The following is a 22,826-nucleotide window of genomic DNA, read 5'->3' as shown; positions in this document are numbered from 1 at the left end:
GCTTATTATCAGATGTTATAATGTTTTTATTATAATTTTTAAAAATAGGAGTAGATATGACAAAAAAGGATAAATTAAAAAAGGCTTTTTTCACATCATTACCTATAGCTTTTGGATATGTTGCACTTGGTATTATGGGAGGAGCCATGATTCAAAAGGTTGGTTTTAATCCATTACAAGTTGTTTTGTTTGCTGTTCTTGTATTTTCAGGTAGTGCTGTATTTATTTCTGCTAGTATGCTAGCTTCTGGAGTTTCACTTGAAATTTCCCTATATCTTATAGTGACGATACTAATAACAAATTTGAGAAATACAATGTATAGCTCGTCTTTGATAAATGATGTAAGAGATTTAAAGGGCGTTAAAAAGATTCTTTTTTCTCTGTTGGTGACAGATGAAACTTTTGCTATAGATAAGATTATGTTTGAAAAAGATAAAAATTGGGATAGTCAACAAGCTCTTTATTTAGGATATTTCGCTTGCTTTTTTGGAATGATTGGTAATTTATTAGGTGCTTTATTTGGTGAAATTATTGATATACCTGTAGACTTAGCATTTTTTATGATGACTAGTATGTTTGTAGTTCTTACAGTCCTTAGAATAAAGGATAATTTAGATATTTTAATGCTTTTTGTTGCTATTATAGTATCATTTATAGTACTTTCTATCTATCAAGGCGGATTAGATCTTATAATTATAGCCTTAATAGTTACAAGCATTGGTTATTTCCTAGATAAAAAACATAGAATAAAAGGAGGGATAAATGTTGAATAAAAACCTTCTAATCTATTTTATTATCTTTGTTTCATTTATTTTTATGTTTTTAATTCGCTATCTTCCTTTTGCCCTAAGTGGAGAAAAGGGAACTTCAGAAGAATTTGAAAGATTTATAAAATATATACCTCTTGGCGTTTTCGTTGCCTTGATAATAAAGGACGTTTTTTTTAAAAATGGACAAATTTTCATTTCTATCGAAAATTATAAACTTATACCTCTAGTATTAATCAGCATTATCTCTATAAAATTCAAAAATATAGGTCTATCAGTTATTTCTGGAGGAATAATAATTTTTATATTTATTAACTATATATATTAAAAAAGCTCTCCATAATTTCAAGGAGAGCCTTTTTAATAGTATAAATTTTTGCTTACAGTCAGTCGTTTTTATTTTTTAAGACTCTACTAATCTCTATTTTTCTACGTAACAATTTTCTGTTTGTATATTTTTGTATAATTTAGTCTTTTGTTTTTAATTATTTTTTGCTATATTTCTAGTTGCTACAATATTTGATCCTGTTCCAAGAATATTTTCTATTAAAATATCTCCAACTTTTATAGGTGCTGTTACTCTATACTTATTTATTTCTTTCATAACATCGAATATCATTTCTTTAGGTATTTGCTTATCAGTTTTCACTGGAACCAAATTTAAAAAACCATCTTCAACTCTGATAGTAGATGCTATATTGCGCTTTGGAGCAATCATTTCCTGCTGAGCATATATTTCTCCTCTTTTACAAGTATTACCATTTACGTTGTACTGATTCTCTTCCTTTGTTACTGTCAAATGACATCCTACAGGACACACTATGCAAGTGAATTCTTTCTTATTTTCCAATCTCTTTCACCTCCACTTTTATCTTGTCGTTTAAATTCGCTATTTCTTCTGGACTAAGTGGAATGTTTACCATTTCAGAAGGTATCATAGCAGGCATTTTTTTAGTCTTGATTACTTTATCCCCTATAAGAACTTTTACTTCTACCTTTTTATAAGGTTTTCTAGATCTAAAATATAGGTTTGCTCCGTCTTTTCCACCAGATACTACATAGTTTGGTATTACATAAGAAACTCCATTTCCAGCTTCAGTTTCAAAAAGTTTTTTTCCATCTGAATCGTTTATTCCTTTGATATAGTCAGCTGCATTTTTACCAGCAACTCTACTTTCCTTAGTAACAAAGTCAACTATATCATGTACATGTAATACGTTTCCACAACTAAATACACCTTCCATACTAGTTTCCATATTTGATTTGACTTTAGGTCCATTTGTAACTTCACCAATTTCTATGCCAGCATTTACCGTCAATTCATTTTCTGGTATTAATCCTATTGATAATAATAAAGTATCACAAGAGAAGTATTGTTCAGTCCCTTTTATTGGTTGCCATTTTTCATCAACCTTACATATAGTGACACCTTCTATTTTTTCTTTTCCGTGAACCTTGTTTATATTATGACTTAAATATAGCGGTATATCATAATCATTTAAACACTGAGCTATATTTCTATTAAGACCGCTTGACTGAGGAGATATTTCTACTACACACTTGACCTTAGCTCCTTCGAGTGTCATTCTTCTTGCCATTATTAGGCCTATGTCACCTGATCCGTAAATAACTACTTCCTTACCTACCATAAGCCCTTCCATATTCATCATTCTCTGAGCCATACCTGCTGTATATACTCCTGCTGGCCTATATCCATTCATAGCAACTGCGCCAGCAGTTCTTTCTCTACATCCCATAGCAAGAACTATAGATTTAGCTCCTATATTAATTAGACCATCTTCGCTTAGAGCAATTATTTCTTTATCCTTGTTAAGCTCTATAACCATTGTATTTAGTATATACTCAATTCCTAATTCGTTTACTTGATCTATAAATCTTTGTGCATATTCAGGTCCAGCCAGTTCTTCTTTAAATTCGTGAAGTCCAAATCCACTGTGTATACACTGATTTAATATACCACCTAATTCTCTATCTCTTTCTATAATCAAAATAGAATCTATTCCATTCTTTTTAGCTTCAACTGCAGCTGCAAGTCCAGCAGGACCTCCACCTATCACAACTAAATCGTAATTTAACATATTTCCCCCTATTTTTTTAAATGTCTTTCTACTATTTTTGAACCAGACAAATCTTTTCTAACTTCTGTTGGATCTATATTTAACTCTCTTGCAAGTATTTCTATTACTCTAGGTCCACAAAAACCACCTTGGCATCTACCCATACCAGCTCTTACTCTTCTCTTAACACCGTCAACTGTCTTTGCGCCAGCATTTCTTCTTATTGCTTCTATTATTTCTCCCTCAGAAACTGTTTCGCATCTACAAATAATCTTTCCATACGCAGGATTTTCTTTAATCTTTTCTGATTTTTCTTCAGTCGATAATTCAGAAATTCTAACTATACCCTTTCTCTTAGGATTGTAATTAGGATTTTTCTTTGTATCCATTCCATTCTCTATCAATATTTCTTCTACATATTCAGCTATTGCAGGAGCAGACACTAAACCAGGCGATTCAATACCACCACAGTGAACTAAACCTTCCATATTTTTAGAAGCATATATCATAAAATCGCCTGTATTAGGTTTTGCTCTTACTCCAGTAAATACACGAATAGTATTTTTAGGATTAAGGTCTGGTACAGATAATTTTCCTAACTTGTCTATTATAGCCAGAGATTCACTTTCTGTAGTTGTATCTTCCACAGTACCTATTTTATCTGAAGTCGGTCCTATCATTGTATTTCCATCATAGGTTGCTGTAACCAAAACGCCCTTACCTCTTTCAGTTGGTGTTTGAAAAAGCACTGTGTTTATAGTATCAGATTTTTTCTTATCAAATAGCCTATATACTCCCTTAGTTGGTATTATGTTAAAATCATAATCTCCACCCATATTAGCTATTTTATCAGAATAAAGACCAGCTGCATTTATTACATATTTGGTCTGAAAATCTCCATTATTAGTCTTTACTAATATTCCATCATGATTTTTTTCAAGTCCTATTAATTCAGTTTCAGTAAACAACTCTACACCATTATCCATTGCATTTTCCATCATTGCATAAGTTAGGTTAAATGGATCAACTACACCAGCTGATGCACAATATAAAGCACCTACTACTTGATCTGACACCTTTGGTTCTATTTCTTTTACTCTCTTTGCATCTATTATTTCTAGACCTTGAACTTTATTTTCTATACCTCTGTTGTAAAGTTCCTCAACCGTTTTCATTTCATCTTCACTAAATGCCAAAACTAAAGATCCTATCTTATTAAACGTAAAATCTAGATCTTTACTTAATTCAGGAAACATCGAATTTCCTTTTACGTTCATTTTTGCTTTTAAAGAACCTGGCTTACAGTCGTATCCGCCGTGAACTATAGCTGAGTTCGCTTTTGTAGTTTCTTGACAAATCTCATAATTTTTTTCTATAAGCCCTATCTTCTTATCATATTTTGATAGTGTTCTAGCAATTGAACATCCAATTACACCGCCACCTACAATTATAATATCGTACATATTACCTCCATAACTTAAAAAAGAGCACACAAAACCAAGCATGAATTGGTTTCGTGTACTCTATTAATTCAATAATTATATTTTTATTAATTTATTCTTTTATCATTATAGCACAAAATCAATTTGTTAGCTAGTCTTCAATTAATCTTCCTTATCTACCCAGTCCATAGTTCTTTCTACAGCCTTTTTCCAATACTTGTAGTTTTTAGCTCTCTTTTCTTCTGGCATTTGAGGAATAAATTCCTTATCTATTGCAAATACTTGAGATATTTCCTCTAAATCTTTCCAATATCCCACTGCTAAACCTGCTAAGTATGCTGCACCTAAAGCTGTAGTTTCTAAAGTTTTTGGTCTATGTACTTCTGTATTTAGCATATCCGCTTGGAATTGCATCAAGAAGTCATTGGCTGATGCACCACCATCTACCCTTAGGTAAGCTAATGGTAATTCTGCATCTTCTTGCATAGCATCTATTACATCTTTTGATTGATAAGCTAAGGATTCTAAAGTAGCTCTAACTAAATGTTCTCTCTTAGTTCCTCTTGTAATACCAAATATTCCACCTCTAGCGTACATATCCCAATATGGAGCTCCTAGACCAGTGAACGCTGGTACTACTACCAAACCATCTGTATCATCTATTTTATTTGCATAATACTCACTCTGTGGAGAATCATAAACCAATCTTAGTTCGTCTCTTAACCACTGAATAGCAGCACCTGCTATAAATACGGATCCTTCAAGAGCATAGCTAACCTTACCATCAATACCCCAAGCTATTGTTGTAAGTAGTCCATTCTTTGACTGAATCATTTCCTCTCCAGTATTCATGAGTACAAAACATCCAGTTCCATAAGTATTTTTTACCATACCTGCATTGAAACAATTTTGGCCAAATAATGCTGCCTGCTGATCACCTGCTATACCCGCAATTGGTATTTCTGCTCCACCATAAGTAGCTACATCAGTTACTCCATATACTTCGCTTGAATTTTTAACTTCTGGAAGCATAGACTTTGGAATATTTAATCTTTCTAATATTTCATCATCCCATTTTAATTCCTTTATATTATAAAGCATTGTTCTAGATGCATTTGAATAATCAGTAACATGAACTTTACCTCTAGTTAAGTTCCATACTAACCATGTGTCCACTGTTCCGAAAAGCAATTCACCCTTTTCAGCTTTTTCTCTAGCTCCTTCAACATTATCAAGTATCCAAGCTATTTTTGTTCCTGAAAAATAAGCATCTATTACAAGACCTGTCTTATCCTTTATTTTATCAGTCCAACCCTCTTCTTTAAGCTTTTCACAGTAGTTAGCTGTTCTTCTACACTGCCATACTATAGCATTGTATATTGGTTTTCCTGTATTTTTATCCCATACTATAGTTGTTTCTCTCTGATTTGTTATACCTATAGCAGATATCTGATCTGGTCTTATAGCAGACATTTCTAGCACTTCTCTAGCAACACCACTTTGTGAAGCCCATATTTCCATTGGATCATGTTCAACCCAACCAGCCTTTGGATAAATCTGCTTGAATTCTTTTTGGGCTACACTTATTATTTCACCCTTTTTATTAAATATAATTGCTCTAGAACTAGTTGTTCCAGCATCAAATGACAATACATACTTTTCCATTTCTACCATTATCTTTTCCTCCTTTAGAATAATGCTTTAAATATTACTGCTCCTAAGACCCCACCAACTAATGGACCAACAATTGGAACCCACGCATATCTCCAGTTTCCGTCTTTTTTACCACCAATAGGAAGGAACATATAAGCTATCCTAGGACCTAAGTCTCTAGCTGGATTAATTGCATATCCTGTAGCACCACCAGCAGACACACCCATAGCTACTATTAGTAGACCAATGGCAATTGCTCCTACTCCATCGCTTATTTTATTATTATTTATAAGCTGTATGCAGAAAACTAACATAAAAGTACCAACCGCTTCTGAGATAACGTTTAACAACGGATTATCTATAGCTGGACCAGTTGCAAATATCCCTAGTTTATTGCCTTCTGTTTCTTTCCAATGTGGTGCATAAATTAAATACACTAGACATGATCCCAATATAGCACCTATTACCTGTGCTATACAATAGCCTAGTACTTGTGACCATGGAAATGCGCCTATTACTGCAAGACCTAGTGTAACCGCCGGATTCAAGTGAGCTCCACTAATTCCTCCTACTGCATAGATACCCAAAGTAACGCCTAATCCCCAACCAAACGTTATCGTTAACCATCCTGCTCCATTTGAATATGATTTCTTAAGATTTACAGATGCACAAACACCAACACCAAAGAAAATCAAAATCATCGTTCCTATTACTTCCGCTAAATAAACTGACATATAAATCCTCCTAATTATCTTGCTGAAATTAAAAAAGAGCATAGTGGGCCCACATTGAATAGACTCTATATACTCTTATATTCATAACTCAACAAATATTAAATTTTATAGGAAAATGATACCATGATTTATATACGTATGTCAACGTTTTCTTTTTATATTTTTGTCTAGTCTTTTAACAATTTTATACTACTTGTAGAAATTGCATCAGCACCACTATTTATTATTTCATATATTTCTTTTTTATGCCTAACTAAACCTCCTGCTATAATAGTCATCTTAGGCAATTTTTCCCTCACTTCTCTTATTACATCATGTACCATTGCTGGCATAATTTCAACTGCATCTGGAGTAAAATTCTGAGTAATATTTTCTAGGAATATATTCTTTGATTTTGAGTCAACCATAAAAGCTCTATGTATTACTCTTATATTTTCACTGATAGCTTTTTTTACTAAAGCTGGTTTTGTAGTTATTATACCTACCTGTTTTTCAAATATATCTCCAACAAACTCCACCACAGCTGGCGAGCTTGACATACCTGATATCATATCTATATGCACAAAGACCAACTTATTTTTTTCTAATAATTTACCAACAGTTTCCCTTAAATCAGATATAGTTCCACTCAATAAAAAGACTATCTCATTACTTGATTTCAATGCAAACTCCAAGGTATTTTCGTTGGTAACAGCTACTACCATAGGATTATCTTCAAATTTATCTTTTAACTTTTTAGACGAAATCATTTTTACCCTCTCAAACATAATTTTTATTATTATAATTACATTAATATATTATTTTTATCAAATCTCAATAGCTAAATTATATCACTACAATAAAGTAAGTTCTATAGGCTTTTTTTATTAAAAAACAAAAAAAGCCTATAGAACTTAGGCCTTATAATCTATTTTATGTAAAAAAAATCCAATCTGCCTTTAGACAAATTGGATTTAGAATACTATTCCATGTTAAATCTCTTCTTAAATTTGTCGATTCTTCCACCTTTTTCTATATTCTTCTGCTTTCCAGTATAGAAAGGATGGCATTCTGAACAAATTTCTACCTTTATTTCATCCTGAGTTGATCCTGCCATAAATGTGTTTCCACATGCACAACGAACTTCAACTTCTTTATATTCTGGCTGTATATCTTTCTGCATTCTTTTCACCTCTTTCTCCGCTTATAGTAACGAATCTTTCGATTCCATAAAATTCAACTCCCTTATTATATCATAATAATTTGACTTAGACAACATCTTTATCAATAACTAAGAGAAATTTATTTTTTTTATCAAATCTATTAATTCTTTATTATTCTTTGTTCTTTTCATTTCTTCTATTATTCTATCTGTAACGCTTTGAGTTGATTCTTCACTAAGTGCTCTTCTAAGCTTATAGACTACTTCTTGTTCGTCATCTGTAAGTAACAAATCATCCCTTCTAGTTCCAGATTTATATACATCAATCGCTGGAAATATTCTCTTTTCAGCTAGACTTCTGTCAAGATTTAATTCCATATTACCAGTACCTTTAAATTCTTCAAAAATAACATCATCCATTCTTGAACCCGTATCTACTAGAGCTGTTCCTAATATGGTAAGTGATCCTCCATTTCTAATATTTCTAGCCGCTCCAAAAAACTTCTTTGGTCCATATAAAGCTCCTGGATCTAAACCACCAGATAAGGTTCTACCAGTAGGTGTTATAGATAAATTGTAGGCTCTAGCTAATCTAGTTATACTATCTAATAATATGACTACATCTCTTCCATGCTCCACTAATCTTTGTGCTCTATTAAGTACCATTTCTGCAACCTTTACATGATGTGCTGCCGCTTGATCAAATGTAGAAAAAATCACTTCCCCGTCTATTGACTCTTTCATGTCAGTTACTTCTTCTGGTCTTTCATCTATTAATAATACGATTAGCGTAACTTCTGGATAATTTTCGGTAATAGAATTTGCAATTTCCTTTAAAAGAATAGTCTTACCCACCTTTGGAGGAGCCACTATTAACCCTCTCTGCCCTTTACCAACTGGAGCAAATAAATCCATAATTCTAGTTGATATTGGATTACTTCCAACTTCTAACTTCAACTTTTGATCTGCATATATTGGTATTAATTGTTCAAATGGAGTTCTTGATCTTCCTGTTGATGGATTCTCTCCGTTTATACTGTATATATACATAAGACCTTTAAATCTTTCATTTTGATTTTCAGGTTTTGTTACACCACTTACAAAATCACCTGTCTTTAAATTAAATCTTCTAATTTGATTTGGAGATACATATATATCATTTTCTGTTGATAAATAGTTACTTCCTCTTAAAAAACCAAATCCATCTGGCAATATTTCAAGAACCCCTTGAGCCTTATTTTCCTCTGTAATAGGTGGAGGAGTAATATTATCACTATCTCTAAAATTTCTATTATTCGTATTATTATCACCAATAAAATTATTCGTATTTTTTATCCTTCTATTGTTTTGCTTGCTGTTTTCAGCATCATCTTCAGTACTTTTTTTATATTCTTGTTTAGATGTTTTTTGCTTACTATATTCTAACTGAGTTTTTGCTTCAATAATTTTTTCTATTAAATCTGCTTTTTTTAGGCTTGTGATTGATTTTAGACCAAGCTCTTTTGCCATTAATCTAAGTTCAACCAAAGCTTCCTTTGAAAGCTCTTGTTTAAGAGTATCTAAATCTGACATACAAACCTCCTACCCTTGTAACAGAACACTAATTGTAAAAGCAACACTAGAAACAATAAACATTAATGCTATAAATATTACTACTAATTTTTGAAACGTTTTTTTCTTTTTTGCCATAATTACCTGTCACTTTCTTGTTTTTCACAAACTTCCTTTAAATATTTTAAGAATGGTTCTTTTAGTTCTGGTCTTTTTAGAGCAAAGTCCACTGTGGCCTGTAAAAAACCTAATTTATCTCCTGAATCGTATCTTCTACCTTGAAATTCGTAAGCATACACATCAGTTTTTTCATTTAATTTTTCAAGGGCATCAGTTAATTGAACCTCTCCATTTTTTCCTGCCGGTAAATCACTTAATATATCAAATATCTCTGGTCTAATTATATATCTACCTAATATAGCTATATTTGATGGAGCCTTATCTGTATCTGGCTTTTCGACAAGTGAATTAACTTTATATAAACCTTCTGATACTTTTTCTCCATCTACTATACCATACTTGTCAGTATTTTCTTTTGCAACCTTTTGAACTCCTAATATTGTAGATTTCTTTTCATCATAGGCATCAATTAACTGTTTTAAACAAGGTGTCCCACCCTGATTATCCACTACATCATCTCCTAGCATTACAGCAAAAGGTTCATCTCCTATAAAATGTCTTGCACAATATATAGCATCACCTAGCCCCTTCGGCTCTTTTTGTCTTATATAGTGAATATTAACCATGTTTGAAATTTCTCTTACAATTTCAAGCAATTCATTTTTCCCCTTATTTTCTAGTTCTAATTCAAGTTCTACAGATTTATCAAAGTGATCTTCTATTGATTTTTTATTTCTACCTGTAATTATTAATATCTCTTCTACACCTGATGCTACAGCTTCTTCAATTATATACTGTAAAGTGGGTTTATCAACTATTGGTAGCATCTCCTTTGGTTGTGCTTTTGTAGCTGGAAGAAATCTTGTTCCTAGTCCAGCCGCTGGTATTACTGCTTTTTTTACACTCTTATTCATAAGTTGTCTCCTTATTTATAAATCCATATTTTTTATATAGCCTTCTAAATTATCATATTCACTTACTAATATTTCTTCTATGCACAAAGATTTTATAATTTCATATAAAATCATCTCTCCACATAAAATTATTTCTGCTCTTTTCTTTTGTAGACCTTTTAATTGTCTTATTTCTTCTATAGACATCTTCTTTATTTTATTTATTTGATTTGCAATTTGAGAACTTCTTATTTTACTCATATGTATCTTATCCATTGAATATACTCCCAATTCTTGTTCAATAGCTGATATAGAAGTAATAGTTCCCCCTATGCCTATCAATCGCAAATTACCAATTTTTTTTATTTCATCTATTACTATAAAAATTTTATTTTTTATTTCCTTTTCTATTGATTCAATAGTACTAGCATCAGTTGGGTAGGATTTAATAAACTTATCACTTAGGCTAAGTGCACCTATATTTAGACTTTTTTTATATTGAATCCCTTTAGAATCTCCAATAATAAATTCAGTTGACCCCCCACCTATATCAACTACTAATATCTGTGAATCCAACTCGCTAATACCGCAAATAACTCCTAGAAATCCCAATAGAGCTTCTTTTTCACCATCTATTATCTGTATGTCCAATCCTATTCTTTCTTTTGCTTTTTTTACAAATATACTGCTGTTTTTAGCATTTCTAAGTGCAGCGGTTCCCATACAGTAAATCTTATCACAAGATTTCTCTTTGCATATACTATTAAATTCTTCTAGCGACTTTAAATTTATTTCCATGGATTCATTGCTGATATTTCCAGATTGGTCAATGCCTTTACCCAATCTAGTTGTATTGATTATTTTTTCTCTATTGTATAAGCAACCATTTTCGTAGTCAGCTAATAATAGCCTCATTGAATTGCTACCTAAATCGATTATTCCGTATCTCATATTTCACCTAAATAGCTTCATACATTTCTTTGGCTTGATCTTTTAAAACATGTTCCTTTATCTGAGTAATTCTATACTCCACTACTTTTTCTCCAAAAGTCAACTTTAATATATCTCCAACTTTTACTTCTGTAGATGATTTAGCTGTTTTTCCATTTATTTCTACCATGCCTTTTTCACAAGCCTCTTTTGCTACTGTTCTTCTTTTTATTATTCTAGAAACTTTTAAAAATTTATCTAATCTCATATTTCACTTCCTATTTTCAGTATTCTTTAATTTTTTCAAACTATATCTATACAATACTTGTTATATGTGAATTTAAAACAAATATTTTTTATAACTAATCTGTATATTATAACATATATGAATTAGTTTATCAAAATCAAAAAAAAGTATTGGCAAGATACCTCACCAATACTATCAAATCTTATATAGATTTTCTTACTTATTTACTAATTCTTTAAGACCCTTACCAGCCTTGAATACTGGTGCCTTAGAAGCTGGTATTTCAATAACTTCTTCAGGCTTTCTTGGGTTTCTTCCTGATCTAGCAGCTCTCTGTCTAGTTTCGAAAGTTCCGAATCCTACTAACTGAACTTTTTCTCCAGCTACTAAAGTTTCTTCTACAACTTTCATGAAAGCATTTAAAGATAATTCACTTTCCTTCTTAGTTAAGTTACTCTTTTCTGCCATTTTTGCTACTAATTCTGCTTTGTTCACAATAATTACCTCCTGTAATATATTTTACAACCTAAATCTCATTTTTATCTAGTTGACAACCTTATTATACATAAGATTTGGCTATATTTCAATGTTTTTTATTAATTTTTATATTTTTACCCATAAAAATCGATTTTTTCACTTTATTTTCAATTTTATTTTTTTAAAGCACATATATTTTTTAATTATAATTCATATGCATTGATATATGGCCTGTACAGTTCTTTGATAGATTTATACACTTTTATAAGTATTTAGTATGTATTAACCATAATATAACATATTTTTAAAAATAACTTTAATTATTTGCATACATCAATTTTCTTAGCTTCATTCCAATATATATCCATAGTGTTCAAGTCGACATCTTCAAAAGTTTTTCCTGATTCTAATATTGCATTTTCCACATACTCAAATCTACTGATAAACTTATGATTAGTTAACTGTATAGCTTCTTCTGGATCTATTTTCAAGAATCTAGCAAGGTTAACCAAAGAAAATAATAAGTCTCCGAATTCATTTTTCATTTTTTGCTTATCAAAGTTTTTATACTCAACTAAAAATTCATTATATTCTTCTAATACTTTATCAAATACTGGTTCAATACTATCCCAATCAAAACCTACTTTTGCTGCTTTATCCTGTATTTTTTCTGCTTTCATAAGACCTGGTAAAGATTTTACTGTTCTTTTTATAGATTCAGTTATTTTTGTTTCATTTTTTTCAATCATCTTTTTTTCTTCCCAAGTCAAACTATTGTCCGCATTTTCTTTATCAAATACATGAGCATGCCTATCTATCATTTTTTTACTAATGGCATTACTAACTTCATATATATCAAAATAGCCTTCTTCTATACCTATTTGTGAATGTATGGTAACTTGATATAATATATCTCCTAATTCTTCTATTATTCCATCTATATCATCTTCTTCTATAGCTTCTACCAATTCATAGGCCTCTTCAACAATATATCTCTTCAAAGAACCATGGCTTTGCTCTTTATCCCAAGGACATCCATCTTCACTTCTAAGCTTTTTAGTAATTTCAATCAAATCTTCTATATCCATAAATCTTTTTTTATCAGATTTAGGTATATATAGACTAGTTAAATGATCAAACTCATTTTTTATTGAATCTAAATCATACAAATGCACTTTTTTCTTATATTCTAAATTTTTAATACCTGCAGATTTCACTAGCCATACGTCTTGTTCATCATCATAATAATCCATAAGCTTTAGTTTTACATTTGAAGCTATATATCTATCATATACCTGTGTAATAATTATATTAGATTCAGAATCCAAATTTTTCCTTCTTACTTCAAATGCATCAATTAATGTGAATCCATCAGATGGATCAAATCCAAGATAATTATACATGGCATCAATAAAACTCATTGAAGCAATTATTTCTAATTCTATGTTTTCTAATTTTGCATACTTTTCTATCAAGCTTACTGTCTTTTCTGCAACTCTAGGATGTCCGGGCACAGCATAAATAATATCTTCTTTTTTACCCTCTTCTACTATCTTTTCTGATATAGCTTCATAAACTTCTTCAAAGTTTTCTAATCTATCATAGTATTCATCAAAAGATGTATATTCAATGTTCAAATATTCTACGATAGGGTGGTTATCAGTTCTAAGATATATTTTTTTATCTTTTTTCAATTCGTTTACAGCTGCAAAACTTATTTGAGATAAGTCACCAGCTCCTAGACCAACTATAGTGATTGACATAATTCCTCCTAAAAAATAAGGTTGTTCAAACTATTAAATAATTTGAACAACCTAAATAATTTTTATTTTATTTATAGTTTATATTATATATTTTTCTGTATATAATTATATAATTTTTATCTAATCAATTTTGCCTTTTTTAACTTAGCTAACATTTTATCTCCCTTTGGCATAGATAAAATTTCATTCTGAGTTATTCCACCTATTCCAAGAAGGACTAATATATACACTATACCACCAACAGCAATTGATATTAGAGTTGACAATTTGGTACCTATAAACATACCTAATCCATAATTAACCAATCTAACAGAAAGATACATTATTATAACAGTTATTATAGGTTTAATAAAGTAATCCATAATATTGAATTCTATATTTAAAGACTTCTTTATATACACATATTCAAAAATTGCTGCTATTAAATAAGATGCTACTGTACCAAACGCAGAACCCAATATATTTATTGAAGGTATGGCTGTAAGTGTATAACTTATTACTATCTTACCAATTATACCACATAACAAAGCATAAACTGGTATCATCGGTTTGCCCATTCCTTGAAGTATTCCATTAAAAGTATATAGAAGTCCTAAAAATACACATGCAGGCGCAAGTGTAAATAAAATCGATCCCAATATTACTGATGATTCTTTAGGAAATAAAAGTCCCATTATTGGTGATGCAATAGCTGCTAAACCAAAGGTACAAGGCAACAATAATAACAAGGTTATTTTAAATGCTATTTTAGCATTTTTACGGGCATCGTCAAATTTTTTTAATGTATAAGACTCTGAAATTGCTGGCACCAAACTCATTCCTATTGCTGTCGTAAATATCATAGGCATTGAAATTATAGGTATACCCATACCTGTTAACTGACCTAATAGAGAATTCGCTGCCATTCTAGTAAAACCTGCCGCTTCTAACCTTGCTATAACTATTACAGTGTCTACAACATTTACTAAAGGCATTACACAAGCACCTATACTGATTGGTATAACTACCTTCACTATTTTTATTATAACTCTCTTTGTACTCTGTTTTACATACCCTACACTAGAGTCCATAAGTACTTTTCTTTCTTTACTATCTTTTATATATACAAATACCAAAAACAAGAATGATGCAAAGGCACCTATTGAAGCACCTGATATACCACCAGCTGCACCAAGTTTTGGACCAAACTGTTTCATTAATATAAATGCCAAAGTCAGACCTAAAAATACTCTAAATATCTGTTCAATTATCTGAGAAAGTGCTATTCTTGACATTTTTTGATATCCTTGATAATAACCTCTATAAGCTGACATAGATGGAACAATCAATAAAGCTGGAGCAATTGCATGCATAGCTGATATTGCATTTGGATTGTGTTGTACATTACCTACTATAAACTCTGCTCCAAAAAACAAGACTATAAATGTTACAAAACCTGTTAAGAATAACATCAAATGAGTTATCTTAAAGATATCATTTGCTCCCTTGTGATTACCAAGGGCTGCCTGTTCAGACACTAACTTTGCTATTGCTGTAGGAAATCCTGCAGTAGCAAGTGTTAAAAACAATGTATATACTGGGTATGCGGTCTGATAATAACCCATACCTTCTGAACCAATTAAATTGCTAAGTGGTATTCTAAATATTGCACCTAGTATTTTTATTATTACACCCGCAGCACCTAGAATTAAGGTACCTTTTATAAAGGTGCTTGTCTTACTCTCTGTTCTCATTTCTACCTCCATTTATATAAAAACCTCTTTTACTTTTACACAGATAAGAAATATTATACCACAGATTTATTAAATATTACATTAAAATAAGTATTGATAAACATAAAAGAGCCGACAAAAATATCGGCTCTTAATAATATTAAATTATTTTTTCTTTTCTTCATCTTTCTTTGATTGTGTAGATGAATTTTTATTATTTGTATCTTTTTTTTCTGTATTCTTAGCTTCTGGTATTTTGCCAAAATCTATTTTCTTTAATGCCTCTTCATCTTTTTTAATCTTAGCTTTTGATTGTATATCACTCACTGTTTTCTGTGCTTTTTCTTGCGTTAAAGTAGTCTTTAATTCACCCTTTGCTTTTTCAAAGTCAATGTTTACTACTTTATTCAGTTTGATTATATGATAACCAAATTGAGTTTCTACTACATCTGATACTTCACCCTCTTTTAAGTTGAAAGCTGCTTTTTCAAATGCCGGTGCCATTACACCCTTGCCAAACTCACCAAGTTCTCCACCCTTTGCTACTGAACCTGGATCCTGTGAATTTTCTTTAGCAAGCTTAGAGAAATCTTCTCCATCTTTTGCTTTTTTTTGTATTTCTTCAGCTTTTTTCTTTAACTCAGCTTTTTCCTTTTCTGATACAGGCTTTCCATCTTTTGCTGTTGTCGATATTAATATATGAGAAGCATCTATTTTTTTGTTATTTTTATCATAGTATTCTTTCAATTCTTTATCATTAGGTGCAGACTTCTTCTCTAGGTCAGAATAAAAAGCTGCCAAAGTGGCTGCATCTTTTGCATAATTATCTAGCATATCTTCTGTCACACCAGCTTCATCCATGCTTTTTTTAGTGTTTTTATCTTCTAACATTTTCTTATTCTGCTCTTTATATTGCTTTAACATTTTTTCATCTGGCTTAATTTTATTCTTTTCAGCGTGACTTAAATATAATTTTTTCTGGATAAGAGATTCTAATACATTCTTCTTTATCGTTTCTTTATAGTTTTTATCCTGCATTTCCATCTGTTTCCAGATTCCATCTCCATATTGCATTTGATATATCCATTTATTAAGCTTTAATTCTTTTTTAAATTCACTTTTAGATATTGACTTTCCATCTACAGTAGCTACTGATCCACCAGAACAAGCTACAGTAGATAATGCTACACTACACGCTAATAATATTGCTAAAATTTTTTTCATTTACTACCTCCTAATTTTTGGTATTTTCTTTGTTTTTTATAAAACCCTCAAGCATAACTTCAAGTTCCATTACTATATCATAACCATTGCTCTCACTACTTATATATTTTGTAAGTGGTTCTAAATTAATCTCTTTTCCATTTTGCTTTACCTTATTTATTTTTAGCCTTTTACATAGAGATTTAATATAGGCTATATTTAATAATGTTTGAGTTTCCTTTGGTATATTAGAGAATCTATCTTCTAATTCTTCTTGTATTTCATACATATCTTCTTTACTATCTATTGTAGCAATTTTTTTGTACATTTCAAGTTTCAATATTTCATCTTCAATATAAGAGCTTGGTATAAATGCATTTACACTAAGGTCTAATTCTACATCTGTATCTTCTATTAAAACTTCTCCTTTAATCTTAGAAATTGCTTCATTTAACATTTTAACATATAGTTCATATCCTATTACAGCCATATGACCATGTTGCTGAGATCCTAGAACATCTCCAGCACCTCTAATTTCAAGGTCCCTCATAGCAACTTTAAATCCTGAACCAAATTCAGTAAATTCTTTTATAGCTTTTAATCTCTTCTCTGCTACTTCACTTAGGACTTTATTTCTTTCATACATCAAGTAAGCATAGCCTTGCTTTGTACTTCTTCCCACTCTACCTCTTAACTGATAAAGTTGTGAAAGACCCATCTTATCAGCATCATAGATTATTATGGTGTTAGCATTTGCTATATCCATTCCTGTTTCTATTATTGTAGTACATACTAAAACATCAAATTCTTTAGCCAAGAAAGACAAGACTGTATTTTCCAGCTGACTAGAAGTCATCCTACCGTGTGCTACACCAACTCTTGCATCTGGCACCAGCTTTTTGATTCTAGATGCCATTTGCTCTATGCCTTCCACCCTGTTATATACAAAAAATACCTGACCTTGTCTATCAAGTTCTCTTAATATTTCATCTTGTATTATACTATCCTTAGCCTCTGTTACATATGTAAGTACTGGATATCTTTCCTGAGGTGGCTCTTCAATAATACTCATATCTCTAATGCCACTCAGTGACATATGAAGTGTTCTAGGTATTGGTGTTGCAGATAAAGTAAGTACATCAACATCGACTTTCAATTTTTTTAAAGCTTCTTTATGCTTTACGCCGAACCTTTGCTCTTCATCAACTACCACTAGACCTAGCTTACTTAAATCTATATCCTTTGATACAATTCTATGCGTACCTATCAAAACGTCTACCAAACCTTTTTTTGCATCTTCTACGATTTGCTTTTGTTGTTTGGCGGTTCTAAACCTGCTTAGAACCTCTACTCTGATTGGATAATCTTCAAATCTTTCCACAAAAGTGTTATAGTGCTGTTGAGCTAATATTGTAGTAGGCACTAATACAGCTACTTGCTTACCATCCATAACAGCTTTAAATATAGCTCTTATGGCTACTTCTGTTTTTCCGTAACCAACATCTCCACATACTAATCTGTCCATTGCCTTTACAGATTCCATATCTTTTTTAGTCTCTTTTATAGCCTTTAACTGGTCATCAGTCTCTGTAAATGGAAACTTATCTTCAAATTCATTTTGCCAAACAGTATCTTTAGAGAATTTATATCCTTTTCTCTTTTCTCTTTTGGCGTATAGCTCTACTAGTTCCTTGGTCATATCTTCTATCTCTTTTTTAACCTTATTCTTTGCTTTTGACCATTCCTGTGTACCTAATTTATTTAATTTTACTTTTTCTACATCTCCACCTATATATTTTTGGACTTTATCCATTTGATCTATAGGTACATATAGACTATCACCGCCATTATACATAACTTTTAAATAGTCTCTTTTTATTCCATCAACACTTATTTGTTCTATGCCAGTATATTTACCAACACCACTATTCTCATGAACTACATAGTCGCCTACCTTTAAATCCATAAAGGATTCTATCTTTGAAGAATTTTTCTTTTTGGTTCTCTTTTTCTTCACACCAGACTTGTTTGAACCAACCAATTCCTTATCCGTAATTATTTGAAATTTTATCGAAGGATATTGAAAACCTTGACTTATATTAGCTGGTACCACTATTATTTGAGAACTTTTTATTTCTACATCTCTACTGGTAGTATATATATTATCTATTTCATTTTCTATTAATATCTTACTTATCTTTTTTGCTCTTTCACTAGAATATGTAGCTATTATAGTCTTATATCCTGAATGTCTAAGTCTTTTTAACTCTTCAACTAGCATATCAATTTTACCATTATAGCTTGGTATTTCTCTAGAATCTATAGATACAACCCTATTTATTCCCATATCATTAATGGTCTTATTTAGCAATGTATTCATTAATATGCTTCTATTGCCAATATAGTGGTTTAATTCCTCCAATGAATGAAGTAAACTACCTTGAGTTTTTAATGCTAATCCTCTTTCTAAATTTAAAATATAATTTTCTTTAAATTCAGAAGCAATATTTTTAAACCTTTCCCTATATCTATTGAAATCATCAATAAATATTATGGCATCTTCATCTAAAAATTCAAATAAGGATTTATCAACATCACCATATATATAATCTATATAATTTTCCATTCCATCAAAATATTCTTTTGACTCGATTCTTTCAATATTTCTAAGAACATCTGGATCTGCATTATCACTTAATTCACTTTTTAATTTCTCTACTGCAAACTCAACTTGATCTGGATATATAAATTCTCTAGATGGTGTAATTGTCACAGAAGTTTTCTTTGATATCGATTTTTGTGAATAAATATCAAACTCTCTAATAGAATCAATCTCATCATCAAAAAATTCAAATCGCAATGGAAAATCATATAGTAATGTAAATACATCTAAAATCCCACCTCTGATACTAAATTGACCAAAGCCTTCTACCTTGCTAACTCTCTGGTAACCCAAACTAACGAGAATTTTACTCAATTTATCCATCTCCATAGTCTGCCCAATTTTTAATTTAAAAACATTGTCTAATATTATTTTCTTTGGAACATACTTTCTAGACAATGCATCCACAGATGTAACAAATATTGACTTTTCTCTTTTTACTAATTTCAAATATACTTTTAATTTTCTAGCATCTAATTTTCTGTCTCTTGCATCCAAATTATAAAAAAGAATATTGTCTGATGGTAACATTTCTACTTTTGACTTATTATAAGCACTTAATTCCTCAAAAATCTTTTTAGCTTCATATTCGCTACTTGCTACATAAAGCATCTGTTTTGATTGATCTTTAAATATAGAATAGCCTATATTAGCCCTACTATTTTGCATTAAGCCTACTATCTGAACATGTTCTTTTTTATTAATAGCATCCAGTATACCATTATATTCACCACTGTTTTTCAATGGATATACCAATACATCATTCATTTACTTCACCATTCCTAACCGTTATATTTATTCATCGCTGAATCAATATCCTTATCAATAATTTCTTCTACTGTCTTAACTGCCTTATCAAATCCACTTTCCATATCTTCCACTTGTTCTTTAGAAACTCTTGAAAGTACAAAATCAGCCAAATCTCTTCCTGCTTGAGGCTTTGATACTCCTACCCTTACTCTAGGAAATTCTTGACTATTTATACACTTTATTATAGATTTCATGCCATTGTGAGATCCTGCACTTCCTTTTTTTCTAATTCTTAACTTTCCTACATCTAAATCTATATCATCATATATTACTATAAGATTTTTTAAATCTATCTTGTAAAAATTTACTAAACTGATTACAGATTCACCGCTGAGATTCATATAAGTCTGTGGCTTTACTAGCACTACTTTTTCATTTCCTATTCTTCCCTCTCCTATTAAAGCCTTGTGTTTTATCTTGTCGACTTTAATACTGTGCTTATCTGCCAGCTTATCTATCACATCAAAACCAGCATTATGTCTGGTTCTTTCATATTTCTTACCTGGATTTCCCAACCCAATTATTATATACATTATATCTTAACCCTTCCTTTATCTAATTTAATAATGATAGTGTCAATATTTATTAAACCATTAAAAATAAACGGTTAGATCCAGATCAAACCGTAACAATATCATATAGTATATACCCACTAACCATAGATTAGCTCATAATGTGAACTAATAATATTAATCTTTATCAATTTTTACAAAATAATATTGTCGTTCACTTAACTTTAAATTATACATTAAAATTTCAATAAAAATCAAGTTTATCTAAATGAATTCTATATGAATTGATTCAAAATCTACTATAAAAATATACTAAAAATATAAAATAATACTCCTATTTTATATTAATTATTTGCTGATTTATTATATAAGCTATACATATAAATGGAATAAAGGCAATAATAGATTCTTTTTTCTCAGATAATATCGCTTTTAATAATATATATATACTTGCAGATAAAAAAGAAGATATAAAAAAAGTATATGTATATGATAATTCTACACTAATACCAAGTGCAAAGAAAAACCATGCATCTCCTTCTCCCATTGATTTACTAAGTTTTACTATTGAAAATGTTACTAGAAATAGTATAATTCCACCTATTAATCCTTTCACTATATTTTCAGCGATCACTATAAAAAAAATATTTTTCTCATAAGCGACAAAATTATTATAAATAAAATATATTAAAAGCGTAACTATAAAAGTAATCATTATATCAATATCATAAATTTTTTTATAGTAAATATCTACTATTGAAACAACTATAAATATAGGCACTAATGCCATTGTTAGAAATGAATATATATTAAAATGTGAAATGTAAGTACAGTTTATTAAACAAAGAAATAGGATGATAAAAATATAATATTTGCTTTTATAAGCTAAAATAATATCTCTAATAAATAAAACTTTGAAAATAATTAACGTTATTACAATACATCCAATTATCAATAAAACATCAAATAAGTCTATTAATATTAAATTTATTAATAAATTCTGTAAATATATATTATATATCAAGCGAATCAACTCCATTTTTTCTAAGTCTACTAACAATAAAATCATAATCTACACAATGTCTAATCAAGCATTTTTTACTTATTATGCGATTTTCATATAATTTTAAAAGTTCTTTGTCCATACTAATCATATTTTTATTAGTCAATATGTAAGCTTGTATCTGATTCAATTTTCCTTCTCTGATTAAATTTTCTAAAGACCTATCAATATTTGCAAATTCAATTACCGGCACTCTCTCCCCATAATTTGTCAATATTAATTGCTGAGACATTATACATCTTGTAAGTTTTGAAATCTGAAAATACATATTTGATATATATCTTATGTCAATCATATTAGCCACCCTTTCTACACAAGAAGCAACTCCCAAAGTATGTAGGGTACAAAAACATAAATGTCCACTTTCCGCTGCTCTAAGACATGTAAGTAAAGTATTCTGATCCCTTATTTCTCCAATTACAATAATATCTGGATCCTGTCTAAGACTTGATTTTAAAGCCTCTTTAAAATCTTTGCTGTCATTCTTAACCTCGACTTGAGTAATAAGGGATTTTTTACTGATATAAGTATATTCAATTGGATCTTCAAGACAAATGATATGCTTATTTTCATTTTGATTTATATACTCAATTATAGCTGCTAAAGTACTGGTCTTCCCTGAGCCCGTTGGTCCAGTTACAAATACTAAACCACTTGAAAAATTTGATAAGTCACTTTCTTTTAAACTTATATTTAAAGCCTTTAAATTATCAATATTATCTTTTATAAGTCTAATAACTACACATATTCTATCCATTGAAAAAAATATATTAGCCCTGGATCTTTTTCCTAATTCTCTAAGTTCAAAAGAAAAATCAACTTGCTTATTTATATTTAATTTTTTTAAAATTTTTTCAAAATCAACATCAATCTCTTCGAAAAATTCCTGTATATAATTTAATTTGGCCATTAAATCTGTTTTCACTAATAATCCATTTTTTCTGATATAGATAAACTCATTTTCTCTGATATGAATATCCGAAATATCTTCGTGATTGTTTTTAATAATACATTTCCCTATAAAGCTCAAGTATATCCCTCCTAATATTTTCCTTTAGTTTTATAGAC

At 30.2% G+C, this 22,826-nt stretch carries 21 protein-coding genes; 2 read left to right on the top strand and 19 right to left on the bottom strand.

Annotation, left to right across the window (positions count from 1 at the left end):
• Nucleotides 1-56: 56 nt before the first annotated feature.
• Nucleotides 57-773: an AzlC family ABC transporter permease gene (locus tag O0R46_RS01035; RefSeq protein ID WP_269311753.1), complete on the top strand. Its 717-nt coding sequence runs from the start codon at nucleotides 57-59 to the stop codon at nucleotides 771-773.
• The gene (locus O0R46_RS01030) at nucleotides 763-1,095 is read left to right on the top strand and encodes an AzlD domain-containing protein (RefSeq protein WP_269311752.1); all 333 of its coding nucleotides are present in this window, start codon (nucleotides 763-765) and stop codon (nucleotides 1,093-1,095) included. Before O0R46_RS01035 ends, O0R46_RS01030 begins: the two co-directional genes overlap by 11 nt.
• A 153-nt stretch (nucleotides 1,096-1,248) precedes the next feature.
• Here the strand turns inward: O0R46_RS01030 and O0R46_RS01025 are convergent, their stop codons facing one another.
• The 19 genes from O0R46_RS01025 to O0R46_RS00935 form a co-directional block, all read right to left on the bottom strand.
• The gene (locus O0R46_RS01025) at nucleotides 1,249-1,617 is read right to left on the bottom strand and encodes a DUF1667 domain-containing protein (protein ID WP_269311751.1); all 369 of its coding nucleotides are present in this window, start codon (nucleotides 1,615-1,617) and stop codon (nucleotides 1,249-1,251) included.
• A complete protein-coding gene (locus O0R46_RS01020; RefSeq protein ID WP_269311750.1) occupies nucleotides 1,607-2,866 on the bottom strand; it encodes an NAD(P)/FAD-dependent oxidoreductase in 1,260 nt (419 codons plus the stop codon). The genes O0R46_RS01025 and O0R46_RS01020 overlap by 11 nt, the downstream gene beginning before the upstream one ends.
• An 8-nt stretch (nucleotides 2,867-2,874) precedes the next feature.
• Entirely contained in the window at nucleotides 2,875-4,308 is a 1,434-nt protein-coding gene (locus tag O0R46_RS01015) for an NAD(P)/FAD-dependent oxidoreductase (protein WP_269311749.1), read from the bottom strand.
• Between the two features lie 141 nt (nucleotides 4,309-4,449).
• Nucleotides 4,450-5,952 (bottom strand): glycerol kinase GlpK, encoded by a 1,503-nt coding sequence (gene glpK, locus O0R46_RS01010; RefSeq protein ID WP_269312515.1) that lies wholly within the window; start codon nucleotides 5,950-5,952, stop codon nucleotides 4,450-4,452.
• 23 nt (nucleotides 5,953-5,975) lie between these two features.
• On the bottom strand, nucleotides 5,976-6,674 hold the full coding sequence (locus O0R46_RS01005) for an MIP/aquaporin family protein (protein WP_269311748.1): 699 nt from the start codon (nucleotides 6,672-6,674) through the stop codon (nucleotides 5,976-5,978).
• 167 nt (nucleotides 6,675-6,841) lie between these two features.
• Entirely contained in the window at nucleotides 6,842-7,423 is a 582-nt protein-coding gene (locus O0R46_RS01000; RefSeq protein ID WP_269311747.1) for a glycerol-3-phosphate responsive antiterminator, read from the bottom strand.
• A 212-nt stretch (nucleotides 7,424-7,635) separates the two neighbouring features.
• Complete coding sequence (gene rpmE, locus O0R46_RS00995) at nucleotides 7,636-7,836, bottom strand: 50S ribosomal protein L31 (RefSeq protein ID WP_269311746.1); 201 nt, start codon at nucleotides 7,834-7,836, stop codon at nucleotides 7,636-7,638.
• Nucleotides 7,837-7,944: 108 nt separating this feature from the next.
• Nucleotides 7,945-9,387 carry a transcription termination factor Rho gene (gene rho / locus O0R46_RS00990; protein ID WP_269311745.1) on the bottom strand — a complete coding sequence of 481 codons (1,443 nt, stop codon included), beginning with the start codon at nucleotides 9,385-9,387 and terminating at the stop codon, nucleotides 7,945-7,947.
• 119 nt (nucleotides 9,388-9,506) lie between these two features.
• Nucleotides 9,507-10,400, bottom strand: coding sequence for a UTP--glucose-1-phosphate uridylyltransferase GalU (gene galU / locus O0R46_RS00985; RefSeq protein ID WP_269311744.1), 894 nt, complete (start codon nucleotides 10,398-10,400; stop codon nucleotides 9,507-9,509).
• A 15-nt stretch (nucleotides 10,401-10,415) separates the two neighbouring features.
• Nucleotides 10,416-11,330, bottom strand: coding sequence for a Ppx/GppA phosphatase family protein (locus O0R46_RS00980; protein ID WP_269311743.1), 915 nt, complete (start codon nucleotides 11,328-11,330; stop codon nucleotides 10,416-10,418).
• Between the two features lie 7 nt (nucleotides 11,331-11,337).
• The gene (locus O0R46_RS00975; RefSeq protein WP_269311742.1) at nucleotides 11,338-11,577 is read right to left on the bottom strand and encodes an RNA-binding S4 domain-containing protein; all 240 of its coding nucleotides are present in this window, start codon (nucleotides 11,575-11,577) and stop codon (nucleotides 11,338-11,340) included.
• Nucleotides 11,578-11,772: 195 nt separating this feature from the next.
• Nucleotides 11,773-12,051 carry an HU family DNA-binding protein gene (locus O0R46_RS00970; protein WP_269311741.1) on the bottom strand — a complete coding sequence of 93 codons (279 nt, stop codon included), beginning with the start codon at nucleotides 12,049-12,051 and terminating at the stop codon, nucleotides 11,773-11,775.
• Between the two features lie 302 nt (nucleotides 12,052-12,353).
• Complete coding sequence (gene yabN, locus O0R46_RS00965; protein WP_331275603.1) at nucleotides 12,354-13,796, bottom strand: bifunctional methyltransferase/pyrophosphohydrolase YabN; 1,443 nt, start codon at nucleotides 13,794-13,796, stop codon at nucleotides 12,354-12,356.
• A 116-nt stretch (nucleotides 13,797-13,912) separates the two neighbouring features.
• On the bottom strand, nucleotides 13,913-15,529 hold the full coding sequence (locus O0R46_RS00960) for a putative polysaccharide biosynthesis protein (protein ID WP_269311740.1): 1,617 nt from the start codon (nucleotides 15,527-15,529) through the stop codon (nucleotides 13,913-13,915).
• 144 nt (nucleotides 15,530-15,673) lie between these two features.
• The gene (locus O0R46_RS00955; RefSeq protein ID WP_269311739.1) at nucleotides 15,674-16,732 is read right to left on the bottom strand and encodes a peptidylprolyl isomerase; all 1,059 of its coding nucleotides are present in this window, start codon (nucleotides 16,730-16,732) and stop codon (nucleotides 15,674-15,676) included.
• 10 nt (nucleotides 16,733-16,742) lie between these two features.
• Nucleotides 16,743-20,141: a transcription-repair coupling factor gene (gene mfd / locus O0R46_RS00950; RefSeq protein ID WP_269311738.1), complete on the bottom strand. Its 3,399-nt coding sequence runs from the start codon at nucleotides 20,139-20,141 to the stop codon at nucleotides 16,743-16,745.
• A 14-nt stretch (nucleotides 20,142-20,155) separates the two neighbouring features.
• Nucleotides 20,156-20,716: an aminoacyl-tRNA hydrolase gene (pth, locus tag O0R46_RS00945; protein WP_269311737.1), complete on the bottom strand. Its 561-nt coding sequence runs from the start codon at nucleotides 20,714-20,716 to the stop codon at nucleotides 20,156-20,158.
• Nucleotides 20,717-21,029: 313 nt separating this feature from the next.
• The gene (locus O0R46_RS00940; protein ID WP_269311736.1) at nucleotides 21,030-21,485 is read right to left on the bottom strand and encodes a prepilin peptidase; all 456 of its coding nucleotides are present in this window, start codon (nucleotides 21,483-21,485) and stop codon (nucleotides 21,030-21,032) included.
• Nucleotides 21,486-21,708: 223 nt separating this feature from the next.
• Nucleotides 21,709-22,788, bottom strand: a complete 1,080-nt coding sequence (locus O0R46_RS00935; protein ID WP_269311735.1) for a type IV pilus twitching motility protein PilT — start codon at nucleotides 22,786-22,788, stop codon at nucleotides 21,709-21,711.
• Nucleotides 22,789-22,826: the final 38 nt, after the last annotated feature.

This window comes from Peptostreptococcus equinus, assembly GCF_027125355.1.
Lineage (GTDB): Bacteria > Bacillota > Clostridia > Peptostreptococcales > Peptostreptococcaceae > Peptostreptococcus > Peptostreptococcus equinus.
The sequence above is the reverse complement of the archived record's forward strand: the minus strand, read 5'-3'. Positions and strand labels throughout refer to the sequence as shown.